The organism is Chitinophaga sp. 180180018-3, from assembly GCF_037893185.1.
Taxonomy (GTDB): domain Bacteria; phylum Bacteroidota; class Bacteroidia; order Chitinophagales; family Chitinophagaceae; genus Chitinophaga.
The window spans coordinates 7,471,923-7,495,311 of sequence record NZ_CP140772.1; the positions used below are offsets into that span (position 1 = coordinate 7,471,923).

At 48.5% G+C, this 23,389-nt stretch carries 12 protein-coding genes; 3 read left to right on the plus strand and 9 right to left on the minus strand.

All coding sequences use genetic code 11. The annotated features are described in order from the left end of the window. Position 1: 1 nt before the first annotated feature. From UNH61_RS29540 to gltB, 5 genes are all read right to left on the minus strand, one after another. Complete coding sequence (locus UNH61_RS29540) at positions 2-2,446, minus strand: BamA/TamA family outer membrane protein (RefSeq protein WP_326995616.1); 2,445 nt, start codon at positions 2,444-2,446, stop codon at positions 2-4. Continuing rightward, complete coding sequence (locus UNH61_RS29545) at positions 2,430-7,505, minus strand: translocation/assembly module TamB domain-containing protein (protein WP_326995617.1); 5,076 nt, start codon at positions 7,503-7,505, stop codon at positions 2,430-2,432. Before UNH61_RS29545 ends, UNH61_RS29540 begins: the two co-directional genes overlap by 17 nt. A gap of 275 nt (positions 7,506-7,780) precedes the next feature. Next, positions 7,781-8,407: a hypothetical protein gene (locus UNH61_RS29550; protein WP_326995618.1), complete on the minus strand. Its 627-nt coding sequence runs from the start codon at positions 8,405-8,407 to the stop codon at positions 7,781-7,783. Positions 8,408-8,607: 200 nt separating this feature from the next. Then, positions 8,608-10,083: a glutamate synthase subunit beta gene (locus UNH61_RS29555; RefSeq protein WP_326995619.1), complete on the minus strand. Its 1,476-nt coding sequence runs from the start codon at positions 10,081-10,083 to the stop codon at positions 8,608-8,610. A 64-nt stretch (positions 10,084-10,147) separates the two neighbouring features. Beyond that, positions 10,148-14,677, minus strand: coding sequence for a glutamate synthase large subunit (gene gltB, locus UNH61_RS29560; RefSeq protein WP_326995620.1), 4,530 nt, complete (start codon positions 14,675-14,677; stop codon positions 10,148-10,150). Between the two features lie 348 nt (positions 14,678-15,025). Between gltB and UNH61_RS29565 the strand changes: the two genes are divergently transcribed. Further along, positions 15,026-16,120 carry a hypothetical protein gene (locus UNH61_RS29565; RefSeq protein ID WP_326995621.1) on the plus strand — a complete coding sequence of 365 codons (1,095 nt, stop codon included), beginning with the start codon at positions 15,026-15,028 and terminating at the stop codon, positions 16,118-16,120. A 125-nt stretch (positions 16,121-16,245) separates the two neighbouring features. Here the strand turns inward: UNH61_RS29565 and UNH61_RS29570 are convergent, their stop codons facing one another. From UNH61_RS29570 to UNH61_RS29585, 4 genes are all read right to left on the minus strand, one after another. Beyond that, positions 16,246-17,787: a family 10 glycosylhydrolase gene (locus UNH61_RS29570; protein ID WP_326995622.1), complete on the minus strand. Its 1,542-nt coding sequence runs from the start codon at positions 17,785-17,787 to the stop codon at positions 16,246-16,248. 86 nt (positions 17,788-17,873) lie between these two features. Further along, the gene (locus UNH61_RS29575; protein WP_326995623.1) at positions 17,874-19,745 is read right to left on the minus strand and encodes a mechanosensitive ion channel family protein; all 1,872 of its coding nucleotides are present in this window, start codon (positions 19,743-19,745) and stop codon (positions 17,874-17,876) included. A gap of 48 nt (positions 19,746-19,793) precedes the next feature. Beyond that, complete coding sequence (locus UNH61_RS29580) at positions 19,794-20,246, minus strand: methylglyoxal synthase (RefSeq protein WP_326995624.1); 453 nt, start codon at positions 20,244-20,246, stop codon at positions 19,794-19,796. A 55-nt stretch (positions 20,247-20,301) separates the two neighbouring features. Next, a complete protein-coding gene (locus UNH61_RS29585; RefSeq protein WP_326995625.1) occupies positions 20,302-20,817 on the minus strand; it encodes a ferritin in 516 nt (171 codons plus the stop codon). Positions 20,818-20,971: 154 nt separating this feature from the next. Between UNH61_RS29585 and UNH61_RS29590 the strand changes: the two genes are divergently transcribed. Then, a complete protein-coding gene (locus tag UNH61_RS29590; RefSeq protein ID WP_326995626.1) occupies positions 20,972-21,568 on the plus strand; it encodes a NifU family protein in 597 nt (198 codons plus the stop codon). A 96-nt stretch (positions 21,569-21,664) separates the two neighbouring features. Continuing rightward, complete coding sequence (locus tag UNH61_RS29595; protein WP_326995627.1) at positions 21,665-23,383, plus strand: PNGase F N-terminal domain-containing protein; 1,719 nt, start codon at positions 21,665-21,667, stop codon at positions 23,381-23,383. The last annotated feature ends 6 nt before the right edge of the window (positions 23,384-23,389 follow it).

Genomic DNA, 23,389 nt, shown 5'->3' on the forward strand with positions numbered 1-23,389 from the left:
GCTAGAACGGGTATCCGATCGCAATATTCAGGATCAGGTTCTTCTTTCGCCAATCAGGATCGCCGAAATTGATTTTGTTGATGACCCATTTTTCGTTGTCAGGAAGATAGGGTATGCGCAATGGTGTGGCCAGATCCAGTCGTACTACCACTATTGAGGCATCTATTCGAAGACCGAGACCCGCGCCTACGGCGATATCTTTATAAAAAGTGTTGAACTTGAATTTGCTGCCGGGTTTGTCGGGAACATCTTTTTGAAGCCAGATATTACCTGCATCAACGAAAGCTGCAACGTTAAATACGCTTGCAACGTGTATGCGCAGTTCTGAATTGAATTCCAGTTTAATGTCACCGGCTTCGTTAGCCAGCAGGGCGGAAGTATCCACTGCTTTATTATGGTAAGAACCGGGGCCCAGCGTACGAGCCCTGAAGGCCCTGATACTGCTGCTTCCACCGGTGAAGAACTGTTTTACGAATGGCAGCGTGGCAGAGTTGCCATAAGGCAAACCATATCCCAGCAACAGGCGGTTAACCCATTGTTTGCCATTGCCTATTTTCCAATAGTGGCGGCCTTCGAGCGTAAGCTTTTCGTATTGAGCGAAGGAATTGCCGAGTATGGTACGTTGTCCGGTATCATTTTTAGGAACGAACAATCCGGCCAGATTACCGGATATATCGATGTTACCACTGAGATAGAAGCTATGTATACGATTGGGGTGCTGATTGTTGTAGGTGATGGTGTAGTTACCACCCAGGATGAATTGTTTTTCTATAGCAGCTCTTTGGCTTGGATCGTTCAGCAGTATGCTGTCGTATTTGGAAGTTGTTCTGGTCGGCAATACATAAGTAACTGCTACCGGAGCAAAGATGTGGCTGAGGTATTGTGTTTTTTGCCACAGATACTGCAGCTGCAGCGTATATGCGTTCAGGTTATACATGTCGGCCCGGCTGTATAGTTCATAACTGGCGCTGATACGGGTCTTGGGCACATAAGGTGTTCGGATATTAAGTCCACGGAACGGCGTCAGGAACCGGGGAAAGGTAACGGCCACTTCAGCTCCGAGGGAATATGAATTACTTCCTCCGGCGCTGTTATTACCTGTTTGCCATTCCATTCCTCCACTCAGGCCTATCTCCAGCAATGATGCTGAATGGAGCCAGTTGCGGTTCTTGGCCGTTATTTTCACTTCAGAACCAATAAACCCGTTGGATTTGGAGGTGCCTCGTAACTCTGTTTGTAATGAACGACGTTTATAGGGAGTAAGATAAAATTTGGCGTCCAGCCATCCACTATCGAGAGAGAGGCTGTTATTTACCATTGCGCGGTAATTGACGGTTTGCAGGCTGTCGCGCCCATTCCTGCCCGGCGTTTTGCTGGTGGGCAGCTGGCTGGGGCTGGTTCCCACGATATTGTGAACGGAAGTATCCCTCACCGGCGAAAACTGACCTTTGACAAATTTAAATACCCCAAGATTGATCAGCCTTTGTAAGGTGATGTTGTGGGAGCTCAGGCGGTAAAGGCTGTCCGGCCGGAGAAAAACGGACCGGTCGAAAGCACTGCGCTTAAATCGTTTTACAGAATCAATGATGTAAATACCCTTGTACATTACCGGTGTACCGAGTGTTGATGCAGAGTCGTTATCCAATGAATAGTCTGGGAAAAGCGAGATGTCGTGCATTCTGTAAGGCCGTAGTGCGAGCAAAGGCGTATTGTCTTTTATCTTCACATACAAATTCACCTTACCCATCTTATTACTATCGGCCTGTACAAGCAGGTAATCTGGTGTGAAGTAGTAATATCCCTGTTCTTTCAGAACTGCGTGTATACGTTCCCGTTCGGCCGTTATGGAATCAAGGGAATAGGGCTCTCCTTCTATCAGGGAGCTTTCATCTCTGGTGGCCAGAACGGATTTACCAATGGCGCTGCTATCGGTAATATAGGTAACGCTTTTGATCGTATAGCGATGATTGGGGGTGGCGGTGTAAATAACAGCGGCTTTTTTACGGCCGGTTTTTTTTACAGCAGCAGTTACTTCCGATTGAAAGTATCCATGGTCTATCAGTGAGCCCTGGAGGATTTTAGAAGTATAGTCGGGTTTTGCCTGGCTCAGTAACACCGGAGGCTCTCCCCATTTTTTTCTCAGGAGGTAGTTAAGGCCTTTTCCTCTGGGCTCTTTGCCCATATTATACAGCCATAGCTTAATGGGCATGCCCAGGAATTTCCTGTTCCGGTTAGGCCGGATCTTTTTGTTAAGTCCTTCAACGAGCGAGCTGTAGTCTTTGGGTTTCTTTCTGGTAACAGTATCGTTGATCCATTTCACCTCACTACCTGTATATAACCGGTCGCCCTCCGGAACAGTACGGGTAGTACTGCAGGAGCTGATCGCCAGGTATACCAGGCAGAGTATGATAGTGTTTATGATGATATAGTTATTTGCTCTTCGCATCAGGTGTTGCTGAATTTTTATTTGTCTTCTTATTATCACGTAACCGGTCTTTCTTCTTATCTGATTTGGAACGTTGCAGAATTTCCCGGAATTCATCATAGTCCATCACCAAAGCGAAGGCAACGCCGGTTTCTACCACCTGGCCCTGAATCACCATCTGGCCATCATTACGTTGATATACCCTGATTCTGTAGCGACCATCCCTGGTAAGTTTGTATTCTACTGAAATATCGCCTATCAGAGAGCTGGCATTTTGCTGATTCCCCTGCAGCATGATATTGGAGCCAACGGAAACGGATAAACGATCATTGAACAGTTGCTTGGATGCTCCGATATTCAGATTGGTGCTTTCCTGTGCAGAACCGGAAGAGTAATCTTCTTTATTCTGAAGATCAAAATTCAGGTCCACTCCTTTGATCAGGTTTCCGGCGAGGTTGTTGAGTTGCTGAGAGAGGATTTTACTAACACTGTTTTTGGCTGCCTGCCCTACCCCGCCTCCGGTTCCGCCGCTCAGTGTGCTCATCGGATCGTCGGGGACAAAGGTGTTCAGCACCAGTAGCCCCATTACCTGTTTATTCAATTCAGATGTGCTCTGGTTGATTTGTTTCAGGCGATTATAAGGGGTACCGTTTAGCGTGTTCCTGTCTTTTTCCGGCAAATCAAGACGGAAGCTGATATCGGGTTTCAGCAGGCTGCCTTTGATCATCAGGTAAACAAGAAATGGCATGCGCTGTTTGTACATATTCTGTTGGTCAGCAGGCTTGCCTTGTATCTGACCAGCCACAAGGTCGTAGGCTGGCGCATTCACCGTGTATTTGGCGGTAATATCGAGGTCGGCGGAGGTGGCATCCCCGTTGAAGGAAATAAAGCTTCCTTTCTCGATATCAAAGGAGCGTTTGATCAGTTGATTAAGCGACATTTCATATTTCCCTTCGGAAATTTCGTAACGTCCTGTCAGACTGAGTTTACTACTGGGATCCAGTGTTGCATTAATACTGGCCGTTCCCTTTGCCTGTACATAGTCCCCGTTCTGTGCATCAATGACAATCTTGATAACAGATTCCGGCGTGATGTCGAGGTTTCCGGAGAGGAACATCCCTTTCAGGCGGGTGGTTTTATATTTCAGGCTGTCTTGCCGGGCCAGCAGCGCAGAGTCTACCGGTTTGGACATATCCACGAATTCCACGATACCTTCCCTGTTGGCAAGGCTTGGCTCGTCCTGCGGAAGTATCATGGTGACGCTGGATTTATCGCGTAGTTTCACGGCAGCGTCGATTCTCGGGAGATCGAGGGTACCACGTACTTTTATTTTGCTATCGATGAATGCCGGCCCATAAACCCACTGATCGGGGTTTTGTTGCTTGCCGAGTGCCATGAAATTATTGGCGGTTACGTCCAGGTTGAAACGGTAGTTGGTGAAGTCCTTAGAGTTGATGCGGCCGTTCACTACCAGTTCGTTATTAAGACTGTCGGCGATGACAAGGTTGTTCAGCTGAATACCTTTTTCGTCGATCACAATATTTTCATCGGGCAAGTGCAGGGTACTGCCAATCATGTTGACCATGGCAGCTGCTTTGTTGAAATGCAGATTACCAGTAACGCGAGGGGCTGAAGTGGTCCCTGAAATATTGAACTGGCCGTCGGCGCTTCCCGACATATTAGACAGGCTACCCATTGTAAACGGCTCCATCACTCCCATATTGAGGTGGTTGATGTTGAGCAGGGCATTGATGGTGCTGTCGTAAGTACCATCTACCTTAATATCATTTCCATATCCTTCCAGTCCGGCAAGGAGTTTATATTGATCGGGTGAGCTATTATCAACGCTGGCGTTGAGGGTGCCCATGTGCTTGTTCCTTACCACAAGGCTGTCTACTTTCAGCACTGCATGAACGAGCGGAGACTGGTTCCAGTTATGTACGGTGGCGTCGGCATTGAGGATACCGTTTGCCAGCAGGGTATCGGTAGCCAGCAGGCCGGTGATGGTCGATAATTTGAAGTTGCTGATATTGGCCAGCAACGCGGGTACTGAGCTGGAATCGGGCCGGGTGGACACCTGTATTGCCTGATCGCCATGTGAAATTTTGATATTGGCGGTATCCGGAGCCCCGTTCCTGATGCGCAACACATTATTGCCGGCAACGGTCCAGGTTTGTTTATTCAACAGCAGTCCGGGTTTCAGCGAGAGCTGCATTACGTTGTCTTTCAGGAAGGAAAACAGGCCACCCAGTTTGTATTTAGCCTGCCGGTTTTCATCGTCCAGCAGGAGATCGAAATCAACCACTCCTGTGCTGGCATTGGCTTTCAGCAGGGTGTGCTGCAGCGGGAACGACGGATGATGCATACGGGCGAGCGACACGTACGATTGTATGGAAGTATCTCTGATGCGTGTAAACATCCGCAGACTGTCTATTTGCAGGGAGTCGTAACTGATTCGGGCAACGGCCGCATTCACCAGGAGCAGGCTGCTGTCGCTGTTCAACCTGCCGGAGGTAACCAGTGGCACGTCCATCCGGAGCGCGGGGAACAGTGCCTGCAGGCTTTTCGGCCATAATAAAGAAGCATTCCAGCGTAATATTTGTCCGCCGGGAACACTTACCACCCGGGATGAATCTTCCGGCATCAACGGCTTATTGATAATATTGCTGAAAGCAGTACCAATCTTTGTATAATTCATCTGGCCGCTGGCATTCAGCGAGCCAAGGGGACTTAGTAATGTTATATATTGCTGGTCGCTATAGCTTGCGGTGAGCGAGATGCTATCAAGCGGAAACTCCTTCTCCCTCGTTGTAATTTTGCAGTTGGTGAGAAAGGCATTTCCGCTGATCTGTTCTGGCGCAATGGTACTGAAATCTGCAACGAAGTTCCCTTTCAGCGACATTGGCTCTGAATACCAGTGGGTGGCAAACAGGTCTGCTTTGGCCAGGTCCATGTTTACTTTAAGGTTCCTGATGGTACTGTCGGGCAGCTGGCCGCTGATATCAAAGTTGGCGTTGATGCTGGTATCTGCGCTTTCTCCCTGTACATGAAAATCTCCTCTGTTAATGCCGGCAATGATGTTTACATCATGGTAGGTGTAGGCATTATAATGTGCTTCATCCAGCTGTACGGCAGCTTTAGCTGTCATCTGTTTTAGCGTATACCCCTGACCGTTAGCCATCAGTTTTCCGGCCACCCAGCCAAGCGTAGTATCATACAGCATAGCGCCAGGGTTGGCACGGAAGTATGGTATGCTGATGGTATAGCTACTGCGTATACTGTCGGTGATATTGACGAGATGTGCATCCAGATTGGCCTGGACATATTCGCTTTTTAACTGCAGTTGAGTGACAAGGTCTTTCATATCACCGCGGAACATCCCGGTGATAAGCATATCTTCCGGTATCCGGGGGGTATCCGGTAAAGTTCCCGCTGGTAGCCAGGCCCGCAGCGGTTTATTGCCGGTTTGTATGTAGAGATTTGGCAGATTGGCGCTGAACTGATTAGGATCGGTGGCATGCTGTACCTGGCTTTCGTCGGCTTTTATGATGTTGCCGTTATGGTCATTAAGATACAGTTGTTTGATATTGAGCGTACCCAGTGTTCCTTTCAGTATAGCCGACAGCGTTAGTTCCTTATCCCAGAGCGGGGCAAATGATTTGTTTTTCCTGGCATCCGGAACAAAGGGCAGCCACTCTCCCAGTGCAACATGAACAGAGTCGAGGCTGGCATCCAGTCCGAGCTGATCCAGGTTATCGGCAATGCCGGACCAGGAGGGAACTGTAACGATAATCTGTTTTCGGAATGTACTTTTATTTGTTTGTAGCAAGAAGTTTTTGAGGGCCAGCATATGCGGTGTAAAAAGCACATCCATATTTGCTTTCCTGATGGCAAACCCAGATCGCTCGCTGGCAGTAAGCGACTTAATATGAACGGCAGTACTGTCTGGTTTATATCGGAGGTTAGCGATTTTGCTGGCGAAGCTGGTCAGCAGCAGGTGATTGTAGTCGGGATCAGGGCCGGCGGCTTTGGGAGCCGGACCATTGTCGTAGCGCAAGGCGATGTGGTCCAGATTTACCAGGTTGGCGAATACCTGCCAGGTATTCGGAGTGGTATCTTTTGGGATGGCGGGAATGGTATCTTTTGCCGGCAACATCATCACAACACCGGTGGTGTTATTGATGGAAAGGTCGCCCACCTGTATGCGGGTAGAATCCTGATCCAGGTTGCTGTTGCGTAGCAGCAGGGAGCCAATCCGCCAGGTGGTGGAAATACCGGAGCCTTCATCAGCATATTGGAAGCTTGAATTGTTGAGCTGTAGTTTTTTTAGCAGCAGGTGCAGCGAGGGGCTGTTGGTATCGGCGGGTGGTGGCGGAGGGGCTGCCGCAGCGGGTATACGCGGTATATATTGTTGACGGAAAAAGCCCCGCAACCCATCGAGTTTAATGCCGCGGAATGCGTATACACCGTCATCTATCAGCAGGTCGTCCGGATCAACAAAAAGATTATCCCAGGCCAGCACCGCGTTCATACCGCCTGGAGCATCCAGGTAGCTTACCCTGACATGGCGGAGGGAAATATCTTTCAGGCGGAACTGCATGGTAGTGCCCGTAGCGGGAGAAATAGTATCCGGCGTGGTAGCAGGACTTACAAAAGCGTTGATAATAAACTGATAGTTAAAAACGGAATCGGTTGGATGCCGGTAGGCATTTACAATGAGGCTATCCCACTCCAGTTTGTCTATTTTCAGTTCATTGCCGATCAGTGAGAGCAGGTTGTAATGTACTTTGAGAGAACCGGTATAAAAGAGCGCCTGGTTGGAGGTATCGGCAACATACACATTACGAAGCTCCAGGTATTGCCACCATCTGACACGGAGATATCCAATCTGTACTTTGGTATGTAGTTTTTTTCTGAGATAACTTTCCCCCTGATCTCTCAGGTAGCTCTGGACACCGCTCAGTTGGAGTAATAAAACAAGTATTACGGGCAGAAAGAGCACCGCAACAATTGGCCATAAAATCCATCGCCACCAGCGGCGGCGGCCCTTTTTTTCTCCTGTTTCAGCTGGTTCTGTCACTATGATGTATTACGATAGTAAATTACTTAATATAAACGCAAAAGTGTATTTATGGTTTATTTGCGGGCAGGATAGTGCACCTGGCATTCGCCAGCGGGGTACAACAAAATCCATACCTTCGGGTAACAGGAATAAATAGTATTTGCAAGAATACATTAAATACGGTAACGGACACACTATTTTTTGGGTGCAGGATAAAAATGAATATGTGAAGCAGCGGTAACGGATCGTTGAAAATGGGGAGCTGTAGCAGGTTAAGAGGTAACCAAAAGATATTATTGTTTTATCACAGGTTTATTCCGTTGATTAAACCGATAGATGTAATACTCCAACTGATCTTTTTTTTCCCGGTCTGCTCTGAATTCGTCCAACAGCGTACTATCCTGGGGGAGTATATATTTACGGAGATTATAAGGGCTAAGATCCAGTATTTCACCGGTAACAATATTGAGTACTTTCTTGATGACAACAGGGGTGCTGATGTTATTAACAGTCATATCGGCCTGGTTGACATACCCGCGGGAAGGTTGCAGGCCATGTTGGGTGTAGATACAATAATAGCCGGTTTCTTCCAGTTTATTTAGCCCGTTGTCTTTTATATAGATATTTTTTCCATCACAGAATCCCCAGTACTTTTTCACTTTATGTTCCTGGCCGGAGGCGTCCCGGAGAATGAGCTCATTCCTGTTGGCGAGCAGGTATATCTGTGCAGCAGTGCTACGGTCTTTAATCAGAAGGTCGCCTTCTTCAGATGGGTTATTGGTCTGAAACTCTTCAAATGTTTTGTATAGTCCCTTTTTCAGCCTGGAAGCTTCGGTGATGAGCACCGGTTGCCGCACCGTTTGTGCGGCGGAAGAGAGCACAAACAACAGCAAACACCAAAGACACAACATTTGTTTCATGTGAACAAATGTATCCGGTTTGAGATTGGAATGGAGCAGAAATAGCTGAATGGGCTTATTTCTTCTGCTGGCCTGATAATTATATCTCCGACTTAAACAGGAAGAGATAAAAAACTATAGGCCGGGTAAAAACCCGGCCCGGCTGAAGGTTACAACAAAATCTAAACCTGCTTATGAGAAAAATGTTAATTCATTTGATCTTACAACGCCATTGCCTGCAGCGAATGGTCTTTACTTTCCAGTTGAGAGCTTCCCATCAGGAATTCATCAACTTTTCTGGCACATTCCCGTCCTTCACTGATGGCCCATACTACCAGAGACTGGCCGCGGCGCATATCTCCGGCGGTAAATACCTTCGGAATAGAAGTAAGGTAATCTTTTTCAGTGGCTTTTACATTCCCACGTTCATCTTTTTCCACTTCCAGTTGATCCAGAAGTCCGGTATGCTGCGGATGAACGAAGCCCATTGCCAGTAAAGCGAGCTCGCAGGGCAGATCCCTTTCAGAGCCAGGTACTTCAGAGAACTTTGCCGGACGGCCATCTGAACTGGAAGTCCATTCGATATCCACAACACGTAAAGCTTTCAGATGTCCTTTATCGTCACCGATGAAAGATTTCGTCGCAATTGCCCAGTGACGGTCTGCGCCTTCTTCGTGTGAAGAAGAAGTTTTCAGGATCATCGGATAAGTTGGCCAGGGCATGAACGGAGTACGTTCTCCCGGAGGCTTAGGCAGCAATTCCAGCTGAGTGACGCTGATAGCACCATGACGGTTACTGGTTCCGACACAGTCGGAACCGGTATCTCCACCACCTATCACAATCACATTCCTGCCTGTAGCCATAATATCATGGCCATCAACGGGGAGATTACCTACCCTTTTATTCTGCTGTTTCAGGAAATCCATTGCGTAATGAACGCCTTTCAACTCACGGCCTGCGATTGGCAGATCGCGCGGAATGGTAGATCCTCCTGCCAGTACTATAGCATTATACTCTCTCAGAAGATCGTTCGTACTAATATTAACCCCAACATTTGCATTGCACAGGAACACCACTCCTTCTTCTTCCATCAGTTTCACGCGGCGTTCTACCACCCATTTCTCCAGTTTGAAGTCGGGGATACCGTAGCGGAGAAGACCGCCAGGCGCATCATCGCGTTCGAAAACGGTTACAGAGTGACCTGCATAGTTCAGTTGGGCAGCAGCAGCGAGCCCGGCAGGACCGGAACCGATAACAGCTACTTTTTTACCGGTACGTACCCGGGGAGTTTTAGCCTGAACGAGGCCTTTATCGAAAGCGATTTCAATAATATGTCTTTCTATTTCCTCAATAGCCACCGGCGGCTGATTAATACCCAACACACAGGCGCTTTCACAAGGAGCCGGACAAATACGGCCGGTAAATTCCGGAAAGTTATTGGTGGATGTCAGAATATCATATGCTTCTTTCCAGTCCTGGCGGTATACAGCATCGTTAAATTCCGGAATCACGTTACCCAGCGGGCAACCGCTATGGCAAAAGGGCACGCCGCAGTTCATACAGCGGGCAGCCTGCTGATTTAATTTGTTTTCAGGGAAACGATCTACGAATTCATTGTAGTGCTTAACCCTTTCCCGGGGATCTGTTTTCCCGGGCAACTCGCGTGTAAATTCCAGGAATCCTGTAGGCTTACCCATAATTTTCCTCCACAAGTCCCTTACCTGCAAGGGATATTTTGAATGATGAATGTTAATTTTTTTCTCAGTGACCTACTTTCTGTCCCTGTACTTTACCTGATTTCAACACAGCCTTGTATTCTTTCGGGAATACTTTTACGAAGTGGCGCAGTTGGTTTTCCCAGTCTTTCAGGATAAACTTAGCTACGGTGCTGTTCGTATAGGCATGGTGTTTAGTGATCAGATCCTGCAGCAGAGTTACATCTTCCTGGTCCAGCGGATCGAGGTCGATCATATCCCTGTTGCATTGGTTGGCGAAATTGCCCTTGATATCGTATACATAAGCGATACCACCGCTCATACCGGCACCGAAGTTACGGCCGGTTTCCCCGAGGATAACGGCTTTACCACCGGTCATGTATTCGCATCCGTGATCGCCTACTCCTTCCACTACTATGGTAGCACCGGAGTTACGCACGCCGAAACGTTCGCCCGCTTTACCGCGGATATAGGCATCGCCGGAGGTAGCACCATAGAAGCAAACGTTACCGGCAATGATATTTTCTTCTGCTTTAAATCCGGCTTCGCCCTGCGGATACAGGATCAGTTTTGATCCGGACAGGCCCTTACCGAAGTAGTCGTTAGCTTCTCCTTCCAGTTCCAGCGTCAGACCTTTTGTAGTAAAGGCGCCGAAGCTCTGGCCTGCAGATCCGGTAAATTTAAAGTGGAGGGTATCTTCCGGCAGTCCTTCACTCTTATAACGTTTAGATACTTCGTTAGAGAGGATGGTACCAACTGTACGGTCCGTATTTTTAACAGTATACTGTTGATATACGCGTGCTTTCTTTTCCAGTGCGGGCTGTGCGGCTTTCAACAGCTGCCAGTCGAGCACTTCGGCAATACCATGATCTTGTTCTTCCTGTTTATAAAGACCGGTTTCAGCAGAAGCCTGTTCTTTATACAGGATCGGAGAAAGATCCAGTTTCTGTGCTTTCCAGTTGCCGATGTTATCGCGCACCTGGAGGCATTCTACCTGGCCTACCATTTCGTTGATGGTTCTGAAGCCTAGTTCAGCCATGATTTCGCGGAGTTCTTCCACGAGGAAGGTGAACAGGTTCACTACGTGCTGCGGATCGCCGGTGAAGCGTTTCCGCAGTTCCGGATCCTGGGTAGCAACACCCACAGGGCAGGTATTCACATGGCATTTACGCATCATGATACAACCTTCCACTACCAGTGCAGCAGTGGCAACACCCCATTCTTCCGCACCCAGCAATGTTGCAATAGCAATGTCGCGGCCGGTTTTCAGCTGTCCGTCTGTTTGCAGTACTACCCTGCTACGCAGTTTATTTTTTACGAGGGTCTGGTGCGACTCAGCGAGGCCGAGTTCCCAGGGCAGACCAGCGTGCTTGATAGAGCTTTCCGGAGAAGCGCCGGTACCGCCATCGTGGCCAGATACCAGTACCACGTCTGCGTGGGCTTTGGCAACACCTGCAGCGATGGTACCAACACCTGCTTTAGATACGAGCTTCACGCTGATACGGGCAGCACGGTTGGCGTTTTTCAGATCGTAGATCAGCTGAGCCAGATCTTCGATAGAATAAATATCGTGGTGAGGAGGCGGTGAAATAAGGCCTACACCCGGAGTGGAGTGCCTAACTTTCGCGATCCAGTCGTCCACTTTATGGCCGGGCAGCTGTCCGCCCTCACCGGGTTTTGCACCCTGCGCCATTTTGATCTGTAATTCGTCGGCATTGGTCAGGTAGTAGCTGGTAACCCCGAAACGGGCGCTGGCAACCTGTTTGATGGCAGAACGCATAGAGTCGCCGTTTTCGAGCAGCTCATAGCGGAGCTCATCTTCCCCACCCTCACCGGTATTACTTTTAGCACCGATGCGGTTCATGGCAATAGCGAGTGTGGAGTGTGCCTCGTGAGAAATAGAGCCAAAGCTCATCGCACCGGTTGCGAACCGTTTGAAGATGCTGCTGGCTGGTTCTACTTCGTCAATAGAAATAGATGGCCGGTTAGGTTTGAAGCTAAACAGACTGCGCAGCGTTGCTGCCTTTTCAGCCTGATCGTTCACGGCCTTGGAATATTTCTTGAATGCAGCGTAGTCGCCCATCCGGGTGGAGAGCTGCAGATAGTGTATAGTGGTTGGATTGAAGAGGTGGAACTCTCCTTTACGTTTCCACTGGTATACACCACCTTCTGTCAAACGCTGTACGGGTGTTTCCTTACGACCATATCCCATCCAGTGTTTGGCCAGTGTTTCGCGGGCGATTTCATCGAGGCCGAGGCCCTGGATACGGGAAACTGCGCCGGTGAAATATTTATCAACGGTAGCCTGGTTGATACCGAGTATTTCAAAAATTTGTGCACCCTGGTAAGATTGCAGGGTAGAGATGCCCATTTTGGAGAAAACCTTTAACAGGCCTTCGCACACCGCTTTGATGTAGTTCTTTTTCAGTTTGTCGACATCCTGGGCAGTATCCAGGTTGCCGCTCAGCTTCATATCACGGATGGTGCTGAGTGCCAGGTATGGGTTGATGGCAGTGACGCCAAAGCCCAGCAGGCAGGCAAAGTGATGTACTTCCCATACATCGCCGGCTTCCACAATCAGTCCTACCTGGCCACGATAGCCTTTCCGGATCAGGTGGTGGTGAACGGCAGATGCAGCGAGGATAGAAGGCATCGCGGCGTGTTCGGAGTCGATGGCGCGGTCGGAAAGGATAATCACCTCAAATCCGTCTTCCACGGCATCCACGGCATAGCGGCACAGGCGCGCCAGGCCTTTCTCGAGCGAACCGGGTTTACCATCGGCTTTGAAATAGGTATGCAGTGTTTTGGCCTGGAATAAACCAGTGTCGATACTGCGGATCTTTTCAAGTTCGTGGTTGTTAAGGATAGGATGACGCAGCGAAACACTGTGGCAGTGTAACGGATCTTCATCCAGCAGGTTGCCGTTGTTACCTACGAAGGTAGCGAGCGACATTACCAGTCTTTCCCTGATAGGATCAATCGGAGGATTGGTTACCTGGGCAAAGAGTTGTTTGAAATAGTTACAGAGGTGCTGGGGCTGGTTGCTCAATACCGCCAGCGGCGTATCGGTACCCATAGATCCCACAGGCTCCTTGCCATCTATCGCCATTGGTGCGATGATGTGCTCCAGATCTTCGGTGCTGTAACCAAAAGCGCGCTGGTATTTAAAGATCTGCTCGTGCTCCAGATGGGTAAAGGTTACCCTGGGTTCAGGCAGTTCTTCCAGGCGGATCTTGTATTTATTCAGCCACTCGCCGTACGGTTGCTGGGAGCAGATTTGCTGCTTCAGCTCTTCGTCGCCGATGATACGGCCCTGGTCCATGTCTACAATGAACATTTTACCAGGCTGCAGGCGGCCTTTTTCTTTTACATTTTTAGGATCAACAGGCAGTACACCGGCTTCAGAAGCCATGATCACCCGGTCGTCTTTGGTTACAACAAAGCGGCTCGGGCGCAGACCGTTACGGTCGAGCGTAGCGCCGATGATCTTACCATCGGTGAAGGAAATGGAAGCAGGTCCGTCCCAGGGCTCCATCAGGGAAGCGTGGTATTCGTAAAATGCTTTCTTTTCCTCGCTCATGCTTTCATTACCATCCCATGCCTCAGGAACCAGCATCATCATTACATGCGGGAGGGAACGGCCGGTCATGGTCAGGAGCTCAATAACGTTGTCCAGGCTGGCGGAGTCGGATTGTCCTTCTTCCACAATAGGGAGCAGCATTTCCATTTCTTCTTTGGAGAAGTATTTGGTAACGAAGTCCCTTTCGCCGGCGCGGAGCCAGTTAAGGTTCCCCTTGAGGGTGTTGATCTCACCATTGTGGGCAATATAGCGGTAAGGGTGAGCCAGTCTCCAGCTGGGGAAGGTATTAGTCGCAAACCTTGAGTGGATGAGGGCAAAGGCGGATACCATTTTCTCATCACTCAGGTCAGTATAATAATGACGTACCTGATAGGTAGTCAGCTGACCTTTATAAACGATGGTTTTATAGGAAAGGGACGCGATATAGAAAAGCGACTTTTCCTTCGGAACAGTATTGCGAACGGTTTTGGAAACGTAATTGCGGAGTACGAATAATTTGCGTTCAAAAACTTCCGGATCACTGATATGATAAGGGCAGGCAATAAATACCTGCTCAATTTCGGGCTCTACAGAAAGTGCGGATTCTCCGATGCCATCAGGGCGAACGGGAACTTTACGATAGCCCAGAATCTCCAGGCCCAGATTCTCAGCACTGCGTTGAAAAATTTCGCGGCATTCTTCCCTCCAGCGGGGCTCTTTCGGAAAGAAGACCATGCCTACACCATATTTTCCAAATTCCGGCAGGCGAATACCCAGTTTCAGGCATTCGTCGTACAGAAATTCGTGTGGCGTCTGAAACAGTATACCTGCACCATCTCCCGTATTCTGCTCACAGCCGCAGGCTCCGCGGTGTTCCATGTTTTCCAGCATGGTTAAGGCATCACGAATGATCTGGTGGGATTTACAACCCTTGATATGAGCTGTGAACCCTGTTCCGCAGGCATCATGTTCAAATTCCGGACGGTATAAACCTCGCGTTTGCTTCACTTCATCCATTTGGTTTAGATTTTTTGCTTTGGCACACTATCCCCTCTGACTTGCGCCGCGGGTGATGGTGTACGATATAATTTGGGAACGGTATAAAGATACTAAAGGAATGAGACATTTTTTATACAAACTTTTGTTAGGCGGTTAAAATTTAGAAAAAAATAAAATGAAGTGGTTAATTGTTAGAATTTTTGAAAAAATGAATGCCCGGTTGGGGTAACTTCAGGGGTTAAGGGGAAGCAGGCTCAACCAATTTAAAAGCAGGAAATCACACCGGGTTATCAAGGTCTTTTATTGATGAACCCACTATATCTTTGGCAAGTAACCACAATTTACTCACTCCTATACCGTAACTGTATGCCAACAAAAGCAACGCTCGCATTTTTAGCACTGGTATTGGGCGCGATTCAGCCGGCCAGCGCACAACAATTGCCCGAAGATACTGCTGCTCATGCAAAAAGCAATGCCCGGAAGAGAATTTCGCTCGACGAGGGCCAGCCCTTCTCCCCTGCCAGCCGGCAGGTAAAGATCGCCGGAATAACCGTTGTCAATGCTTTATGGGATACCAGCCGCCTGGGCTTCCTGCAGGTAGGGCTTTTTAATAAAAAGGTGGAAGCCGTTCCGGATAAGCCTATGGGAACGTTTCTCCAGGATTACATAAATGCTGCCTATGGGAATCTCTATCAGCCCGGAAACGTTACGTTGTTGTGGGTGGTTGAGGAACTGCGTATCGGCGAACGAACCGGCGCCATGAGTGAAAAGGCCTTTATACGTCTGAAAGCAACCGCCTATGCTACAAAGGACGGCAGGGCGTTCAGACCGGTAACCTCCATCGACGAAGTGAAACAGGTGGGTGGCATGGATGTCACGCACAAACACAAGAGTAATATCACGAAAGCATTCAAAAAGCTCTACGAGGAGTCTGTTGCCCACCTGGATACTGCTCTGCCTGATGCGCCGGCCATCACCTATGACGATGTAGTCAAGAAACACACCGCCCGGCGGGAAGCCCCGGCGCTGAAAGTTAGCAAGATGGATGATGGGGTGTATTTGTCTTATGAAGATTTCCTGCAGAATAAGCCTGCCATCACCCGGTTTGACCTGAGTGGATCAAATGTCCGTGCCCGTGTATACACTGTTGCTTCCGACGGCGGGAAGTCTGAAGTGCCGCAATATTGGGGAGTAGTAAAGAACGGAGAAGTATACAAGTATAAGGAAGGCCGTCTTATACCGCTTGAGCGGGATGGATTCGGCTATGTCATTTCCAGCTATATCGCCGATTATAAAAGGCGGAACAGGTCTATCATCTGGGGATCTGTAGCCGGAGGGATCACGGGAGCAGCTATTATGAGCGCATCTACCGGTCTGCAGTACGCTGATGCATTCCCAACCCTGAAAGTGTCGCCTGAAGCTACGGCGATAGATATGGAGACAGGGGAATTTATTTTTTAGGGAGAATTACGAATTAGGAATTACAAATTACGAAAATGCCGGGGAGATAGTAGCGAAGTGGATCTTCGCGTTTACTATCTCCCCGGCATTTTCGTAATTTGTAATTCCTAATTCGTAATTCTCTTCTACGGTTCAAACAAAAACACCGTCTTCCCATTTTTTACCTGCATTCTCAATGGCTCACTAAGCTGGCTTTCATTCTGCATTCTGTCCAGCGCAGTTACTACATAAGTGTACATCCGGCCTTTTACGTAGGTAATATCCTTGTATTCAGGATCAGAGGCCTGCTGCAGTATCGAGAGTATTTTCGTTGGGTCATTGACGTTAATGGGCTCATTTTGCTCAAAGCGATAGAGGACATACTGTTTGGTACGGCCACTGGTATCATCGTCGGTCCAGTGGATTTCCAGGCCACCGGGCCGTTCGAAGGCATCGATAAAATAAGGCGCATCCGGTGTTTGCTTAGGCAGCCAGTTCATGATCGGGCGCAGTGCCGGATATTTGTAAACGCGGTTGCGCAGGATATCTTCCAGCCCCAGCGGGTTACCGCGGAAGGAGGCAGCACTGTAAAAGATGCTTCCCTGAATGGTGCCGAGCGTACGGGCCTCCTCAATCTGGGCCGGTATTTCGTTAGGGTCTTTCCAGGCGGCGTTGCTGCCGATGCGGTATACGCCGTGCCCGATATACACCTGCCGTCCGTAGCCGTGCTGGCTCCACCAGTTCAGCAGTATCTCATAGTCTGCCAGCCGGTGGCCTCGCTCCCAGTACAACTGGGGCGCCACATAATCGATCCAGCCTTTCTTCAGCCATTTCAGGATATCAGCATAGAGATCATCGTAGTTGGTTTGTCCGCCTTTGGTATAGGATCCTTCCGGATCTTTATCTTTATTGCGCCATACCCCAAATGGGCTGACACCAAATTTTACCCAGGGCTTTTCTGCTTTGATAGCTACACTCAGCAGCTGTATAATAGCATCAACATTGGCTCTGCGCCAATCGTCCTTCATCATATTGTTCCCATACAGGCGGTAAGAACTGTTGTCCGGGAACTCTTTTCCCGGAACACGATAAGGATAGAAATAATCGTCAAAGTGCACAGCGTCGATGTCATATCGTTTTACCACATCCCTTATCACATTCGTCACGTATTCGCGGACTTCCGGGATGCCCGGATCGAAATATTTTTTGTTGTCGTAGGTGACGAACCACTGTGGTTTCAGACGGGTAATGTGGTTGGGAGCCACACTACTGCGACTGACATTAAAAACAGCGCGATAAGGATTAAACCAGGCATGGAATTCCATTCCACGGCGATGGGTTTCATCGATCATGAATTGCAAGGGGTCGTAATACGGATTCGGGGGCTGCCCTTGCACGCCTGTCAGGTATTCCGACCAGGGCTCGAATGACGAAGGGTAAAATGCATCGGTTGCCGGACGGATCTGTACCACCACGGCATTCATGCCATTGCGCTGCTGCTGGTTTAATATAGCGATGAACTCCTGTTTTTGTTGTTCTGTGCTAAGCCCGCGCCTTGATGGCCAGTCGATATTCTCTACTGTTGCTATCCACACTGCCCGCAGTTCCCTTTTGGGCGATACCTGGGCCCACGCCTGTTGTGCCAGGGTAACCCATAATATCGCGCCAGCTATAAATTGCTTCAACATCTGCCTTACTTTATACGTAAGATGCGAAAATAGCAAAAAGCAGGTCTGGTTGGATATAATTATGTGATTCTTATGAAGATAGCTATTTAATCTTTCCGCAGATTTACGTTAAACGCCGGTGCCTTATAGTCTTTCGGCAGGTGATCCGGCGGTATAGTAACGGTATTGCCATCGCGATGTGCATGGTAGTTGGGCGACATAATCTCCACTCCTGCCGCATTGAACTGGTTCTGGATATTTTCATGCAACCCGGAATAAATGCCGGCCATATGATCCGGATGATCTGTATAGACATTCAATTCATAAGCCACAGAAAAATCGTTCAGTGCGGTTTGCAGTACGAACGGTTTTTTATCAGCCAGGATCCCGTCGGTGGCCAGTGCGGCCTTTATCAGCAGCTCATGTACCTGCGGCCAGGGAACATCATATCCTATGGTGACGGTCGTGTGCAGGATCAGGCCGAGTTCTTTGCTGGAAGTAGTAAAGTTGATAGTGTGGCCGCTTAATATACTGGCATTGGGAACTGTAACTTCCTCATTCCTGACTGTGCGCAGCCTGGTTACCAGCAAATTCTTTTCTATCACATCTCCCATAACCTCCCCTATTTTAACCCGGTCGCCTATCTTAAAAGGGCGCATATAAGTAATCACAAAGCCCGCAATCACATTGGATATAGCCGATGACGAACCAAGGGAGAAAAGGATCCCCAGGAAAACAGATACTCCCTGAAAAATTTTGGAATCCGATCCGGGCAGATAAGGGAAAATGACAACAAACATGAATGCATACAACAGGAACTTTACACCGCTGCCTGTGGGGCGTGCCCAGTCTGCATAAAATCCTTTAATAGACAGGTTGCCGGTTGCAATTTCTTCTGCCAGATAATTTACCAGCTTAACAAGATACCTGGTGATCACATAAATGACCAGTATGGTAAGGAGTTTAGGGAGATAATGAACAAAGCTCAGGGATATTGATTTAATCGGAGCTAATGTCCACGAGATGAGTTTATCGGCGATGCCTCTTGTCCACGGAAATATGCTGAAAACAAATGGCAGTGTGATATAAAAGACCAACAGAATAAGAATGATCCTCAGGATGCGCAGCCCATTAAAGATAAGCCCCATCTGCTTTTGCTGGTTCAGCAATGCGTACTCCTTTACCCTGATGCCTTTGAAGTAGTGATCCTTATTGCGGACGATTTTTTTCCGTAATCGTTTAAACAGGCGGTTGATGCCAAATACAATCAGGGAAAATACAACGATGATCAGCAGCAGCCAGGCAATTCTGATGAGGATGTGTTGCAGACTGTTTTCCTGTTTTGTCTGCAATACGGCTTTGCGGATAGCTGCTGCATATTGTTGTGCCACCCGGGCCTTATCTTCATTGAGCCATAGCGCGTCGTCATCTGTTATGGTCAGGAGTACAAGGTCGTTATAGACTACATCGATGTTGCTTTCATTGGGGACAACGACCACGGAATCGGCAACGAATAGCGGGTCTTCTGCCAGCCGGGTTACTTTATGATCAATGTTTGCAGCCCGGTCACTTGGCTGAAATGGTCCCAGTTTATTATATACAAAGAAAAGGGTATCGCCGAAGGGAGCAACCGGAATCCCTGCATTGGAGGCTCTGAGCAGCTGAATGCGTTGCAGGGAGGCTGCTTTTTTAATGGAATCGGCCTTCTCAAAAGCAACCAGCTTTTCCTGTAGTTCTTTCTTCCTGCTGTTGTTTTCCTGTGTGAGCTGCCGGAGTTGCGCTTCCAGGGCCTGTCGTTGTTCTCCATCAGCTTTCTGGAGGGAATCATTTTCGCGGAGTAACCGGGTAGTGAGCACCAGCTGTGAATCGGCCTGTGCATTGGAGGATGTGCGACGGCTACTGTCTGCCTGTGCCACGGCGCAACAGGCAATGCCTGTGAACACCGCCAACAGGATAAGGATAGAAGAAAAACATCTCATTCCTTTAAAATACGTAAAATTCCTGTCCTGCAGCCGATATCCGGAAAGTTATATCTTCCGCCTGGCGTATTGGCTATAGTCCGGGAGAATAGCCTGGTATTCCTCGTGCATCAGTGGCGATGTAAGCAGGAAATCAGCAGATGCCCGGTTGCTGGCCATTGGAATATTCCAGACAACACCCAGTCGCAATAAAGCCTTGATATCGGGATCGTGTGGTAATGCTTCCATCGGATCCCAGAAGAAGATGATGACATCCAGCTCGCCGGTGGCTACGAGAGCACCTATTTGCTGATCGCCGCCCAGGGGGCCGCTCAGTAATTTTCTGACGGGGATATCCAGTGCCTGTTCGATCAGCTGGCCGGTGGTACCCGTGCCGTAGAGCTCATGGCGACTTAACACTGTTTTATTGTACGTGGCCCATTCTATCATCTCTGCCTTTTTATGGTCATGAGCAATAAGGGCAATACGTTTGCGTGCTTTAAGGACTTTCGTTGTTTGCATAATTGAGCACAAAAGTAATAAGTGACACGCAATAAATGTGAGAATTTATAATGTTTTAATGTCTGTCAGCTGTGTCAAGCGTACCCAGATCCCGGTCGAAAATATACAACCCGCCTTTATCCTCACCGATGAGTTTCAGCTTATCGAGGATCTGCCGGGCCATGCGTTCTTCTTCGATCTGCTCGGTTACATACCATTGCAGAAAGTTGTGAGTGGCGTAGTCTTTTTCGCTCAGGCATATATCCACCAGGTTATTGATCTCTTTGGAAACGAGCAATTCATGACTGAATACATGTTCAAAAATTGAGTGTATGTTTTTGAAATTATGGGTGGGTTGCTTCAGTGCAGGAACCAGACCGTGGCCGCCCCGTTCATTGATGAACTTTATCAGCTTCAGCATGTGTATCCTTTCTTCGTCTGAATGACGATACAGGAACTGGGCGATACCATTGTAGCCCTGTACTTCTGCCCAGGAAGCCATCGCAAGATAATATTGGGAAGAGGCAGCTTCCATTTCCACCTGCTGATTGAGGGCATCCTGGATTTTGGGAGATAGTTCTTTCAATAACATGACGAAAAATTTGTATAATTAGAAGAAGATGCAGACAGAGAAGGGATATCACTGCTGCTTATAACGAGATTGTTAATTTCGATGGCCTATATTCCGGATGCGCCGGAATTTCTGCCCGAAAAACGTTACCTTTGCCGTAGTAAATTAGGATAAAATGATTAAAACAGGAAATCCGATCATTAGCATATATACAGAAATGACACCTAACCCGGAAACAATGAAGTTTGTGGCAAACAAGCTGTTGTATCCCGGTAAGAGCATTGATTTCCCGGATGAAGCCAGCGCAAAACCGTCTCCTTTGGCCGTGGAACTCTTCAGCTTCCCATTCATCAGGGGCGTGTTCATCATGGCTAACTTTATTACGCTTACAAAAACCAGTGATACCGACTGGAACGATATAATCCCCACCGTGAAAGCCTTCCTGAAAGAATATCTGGAAGATTCCCGGCCTATTATCAATGAAGATGAGGTGGTTGTCACCAAATCTGCTGCCAGCAACGAAGTAAGCGCAGACGATACCGATGTGGTTAAACGTATCAAGGAATTGCTTGAAAACTACGTGAAACCAGCTGTAGAAATGGATGGCGGTGCTATTCAGTTTAAGGATTATGAGAACGGCACAGTGAAGCTGATGCTGCAGGGCTCCTGCTCAGGTTGTCCTTCTTCCATGATCACACTGAAAGCCGGCATCGAAGGTATGATGAAGCGCATGATCCCTGAAGTGAAAGAAGTGGTAGCAGAAGCAGAATAAGCCATAGTTGAGTGAATGATAGTGTTAAACGAAAGCACAGTCTTTATTGGCTGTGCTTTTTTTTAGCATGCAGTTTCCATGTTAACAACCCTGTGGATGAAGAAAACAGCGATTATTGATATGAAAGGATTCGGACTGATGATGGCCGGACTGGCGATTGCCATGACGCCGGCACAGGCACAGCAAAAGAAAGGTATCGACAGCACTGCTGCTGTTGTTACCTATGGCTTCAGCAGTAACGGGAAACCGGTACCGGGGAACGGGCTGCAATTATTTATCGATGGCCCGCGGGCCCATATTGTACCTGGCGGGAGTAAACAACAGGAGCAACAATACCTGCAGTTACACGAACAGGCTACCATGCAGGTACTTACACTGAATAACGGAGATGTATACACGCTGAAGAAGGGATTCGGAGAATACGCTACCCCGGAACTGCTGCCGGATACTGCTACCATTCTCGGCTATGTTTGTAAGAAAGCAAAACTCTTTATCCGTTCCAATACCATAGAAGTATGGTATACCAACAACCTTAAGCTGAAAGGAACTCCCAGTATCAGTATTGCTCCCGGGCTCGGACTGGTGCTGAAAATAGTACGTAACGGCAACAGCGAAACTTTGGCGAAGAGCATTTCTTACCGGAAAATCACCCCGGCAGAACTGGCCTGGCCGGCAAATACCGGGACACTAACAGACGATGCTGCTTACATGCGTCAGGTGATCGATAGCCGTTATACCACCATCCCCATATTCGATCAGGAGCAGATCAGCTGGGGCAACAATACCCCCAATCCATCAGGAGAGCAGGAAGGAATCACTTATCACTACGCGGGAGGCACTATCATCCTGAAAAAAGTTAAGCTGCCGGCACCGCGTAAAGGAGAGAACCTGTTCGCAGAGCTGACACAATACTCTAACGGGGATGCCTATGACCGCACAGGCGCTGTATTTATGATTCCGACAGACAAGCAGTTATCGTTTCTGGATGGCCTGCAGAAAGGCGTAGGGGCGTTACCGTTATTCACTGCCGCCAACGGGAAGAAGTATCAGGGAATGGTGGCAACAGACAATTACCTGCCAGCCCTGGAAATTCTGAGATTTTTTACTCCATTCGGTGTAAGACAGTTTAACAATCAGGTGAAAATTGCCGGTTATAACTGGGCGGATTCAGTGATCTATAAGCAGGATATCACGGAACTGCACAGCCGCTTGCAGGGAGAAGTCTGGTTGGGCGTTTATATCGGCAACTATGATAAAGGCGGACATAAAGTAAGCCTGCGATTGAAATATTATCCCGGAGATCCGGAAGATGAAAATAGGCCTGGTGGCAACTGGGTTTACCCGATCTTTAATACCACCAATCTGATGGAAATGGCCGGACAGGAATATCCTACCCTGTTCGATAAGGATTCCCTGAAAGCAACGGTTGATATCCCGGCGGGTATCAGGCATCTGCAGTTACGATTCCTTACTACAGGCCATGGTGGCTGGGGAGGCGGAGACGAATTCAATCCTAAGCAAAACGAGATTTTCGTGGATGGGAAAAGAGTGTATCACTTTATTCCCTGGCGCACCGATTGTGCTACCTACCGCTTATCGAACCCGGCATCCGGAAATTTCGGTAATGGTTTATCGTCGTCGGATCTGAGCCGTTCCAACTGGTGCCCGGGTACACTAACATCTCCGGTGATTATATCGCTCCCTGATATCGCCCCGGGCCGGCATACCATACAGGTAGCCATTCCGCAGGGAAAGCCGGAAGGAAGCAGCCAGAGTTTCTGGAATGTATCCGGAACACTGATAGGTGAGAAATAGCAAATT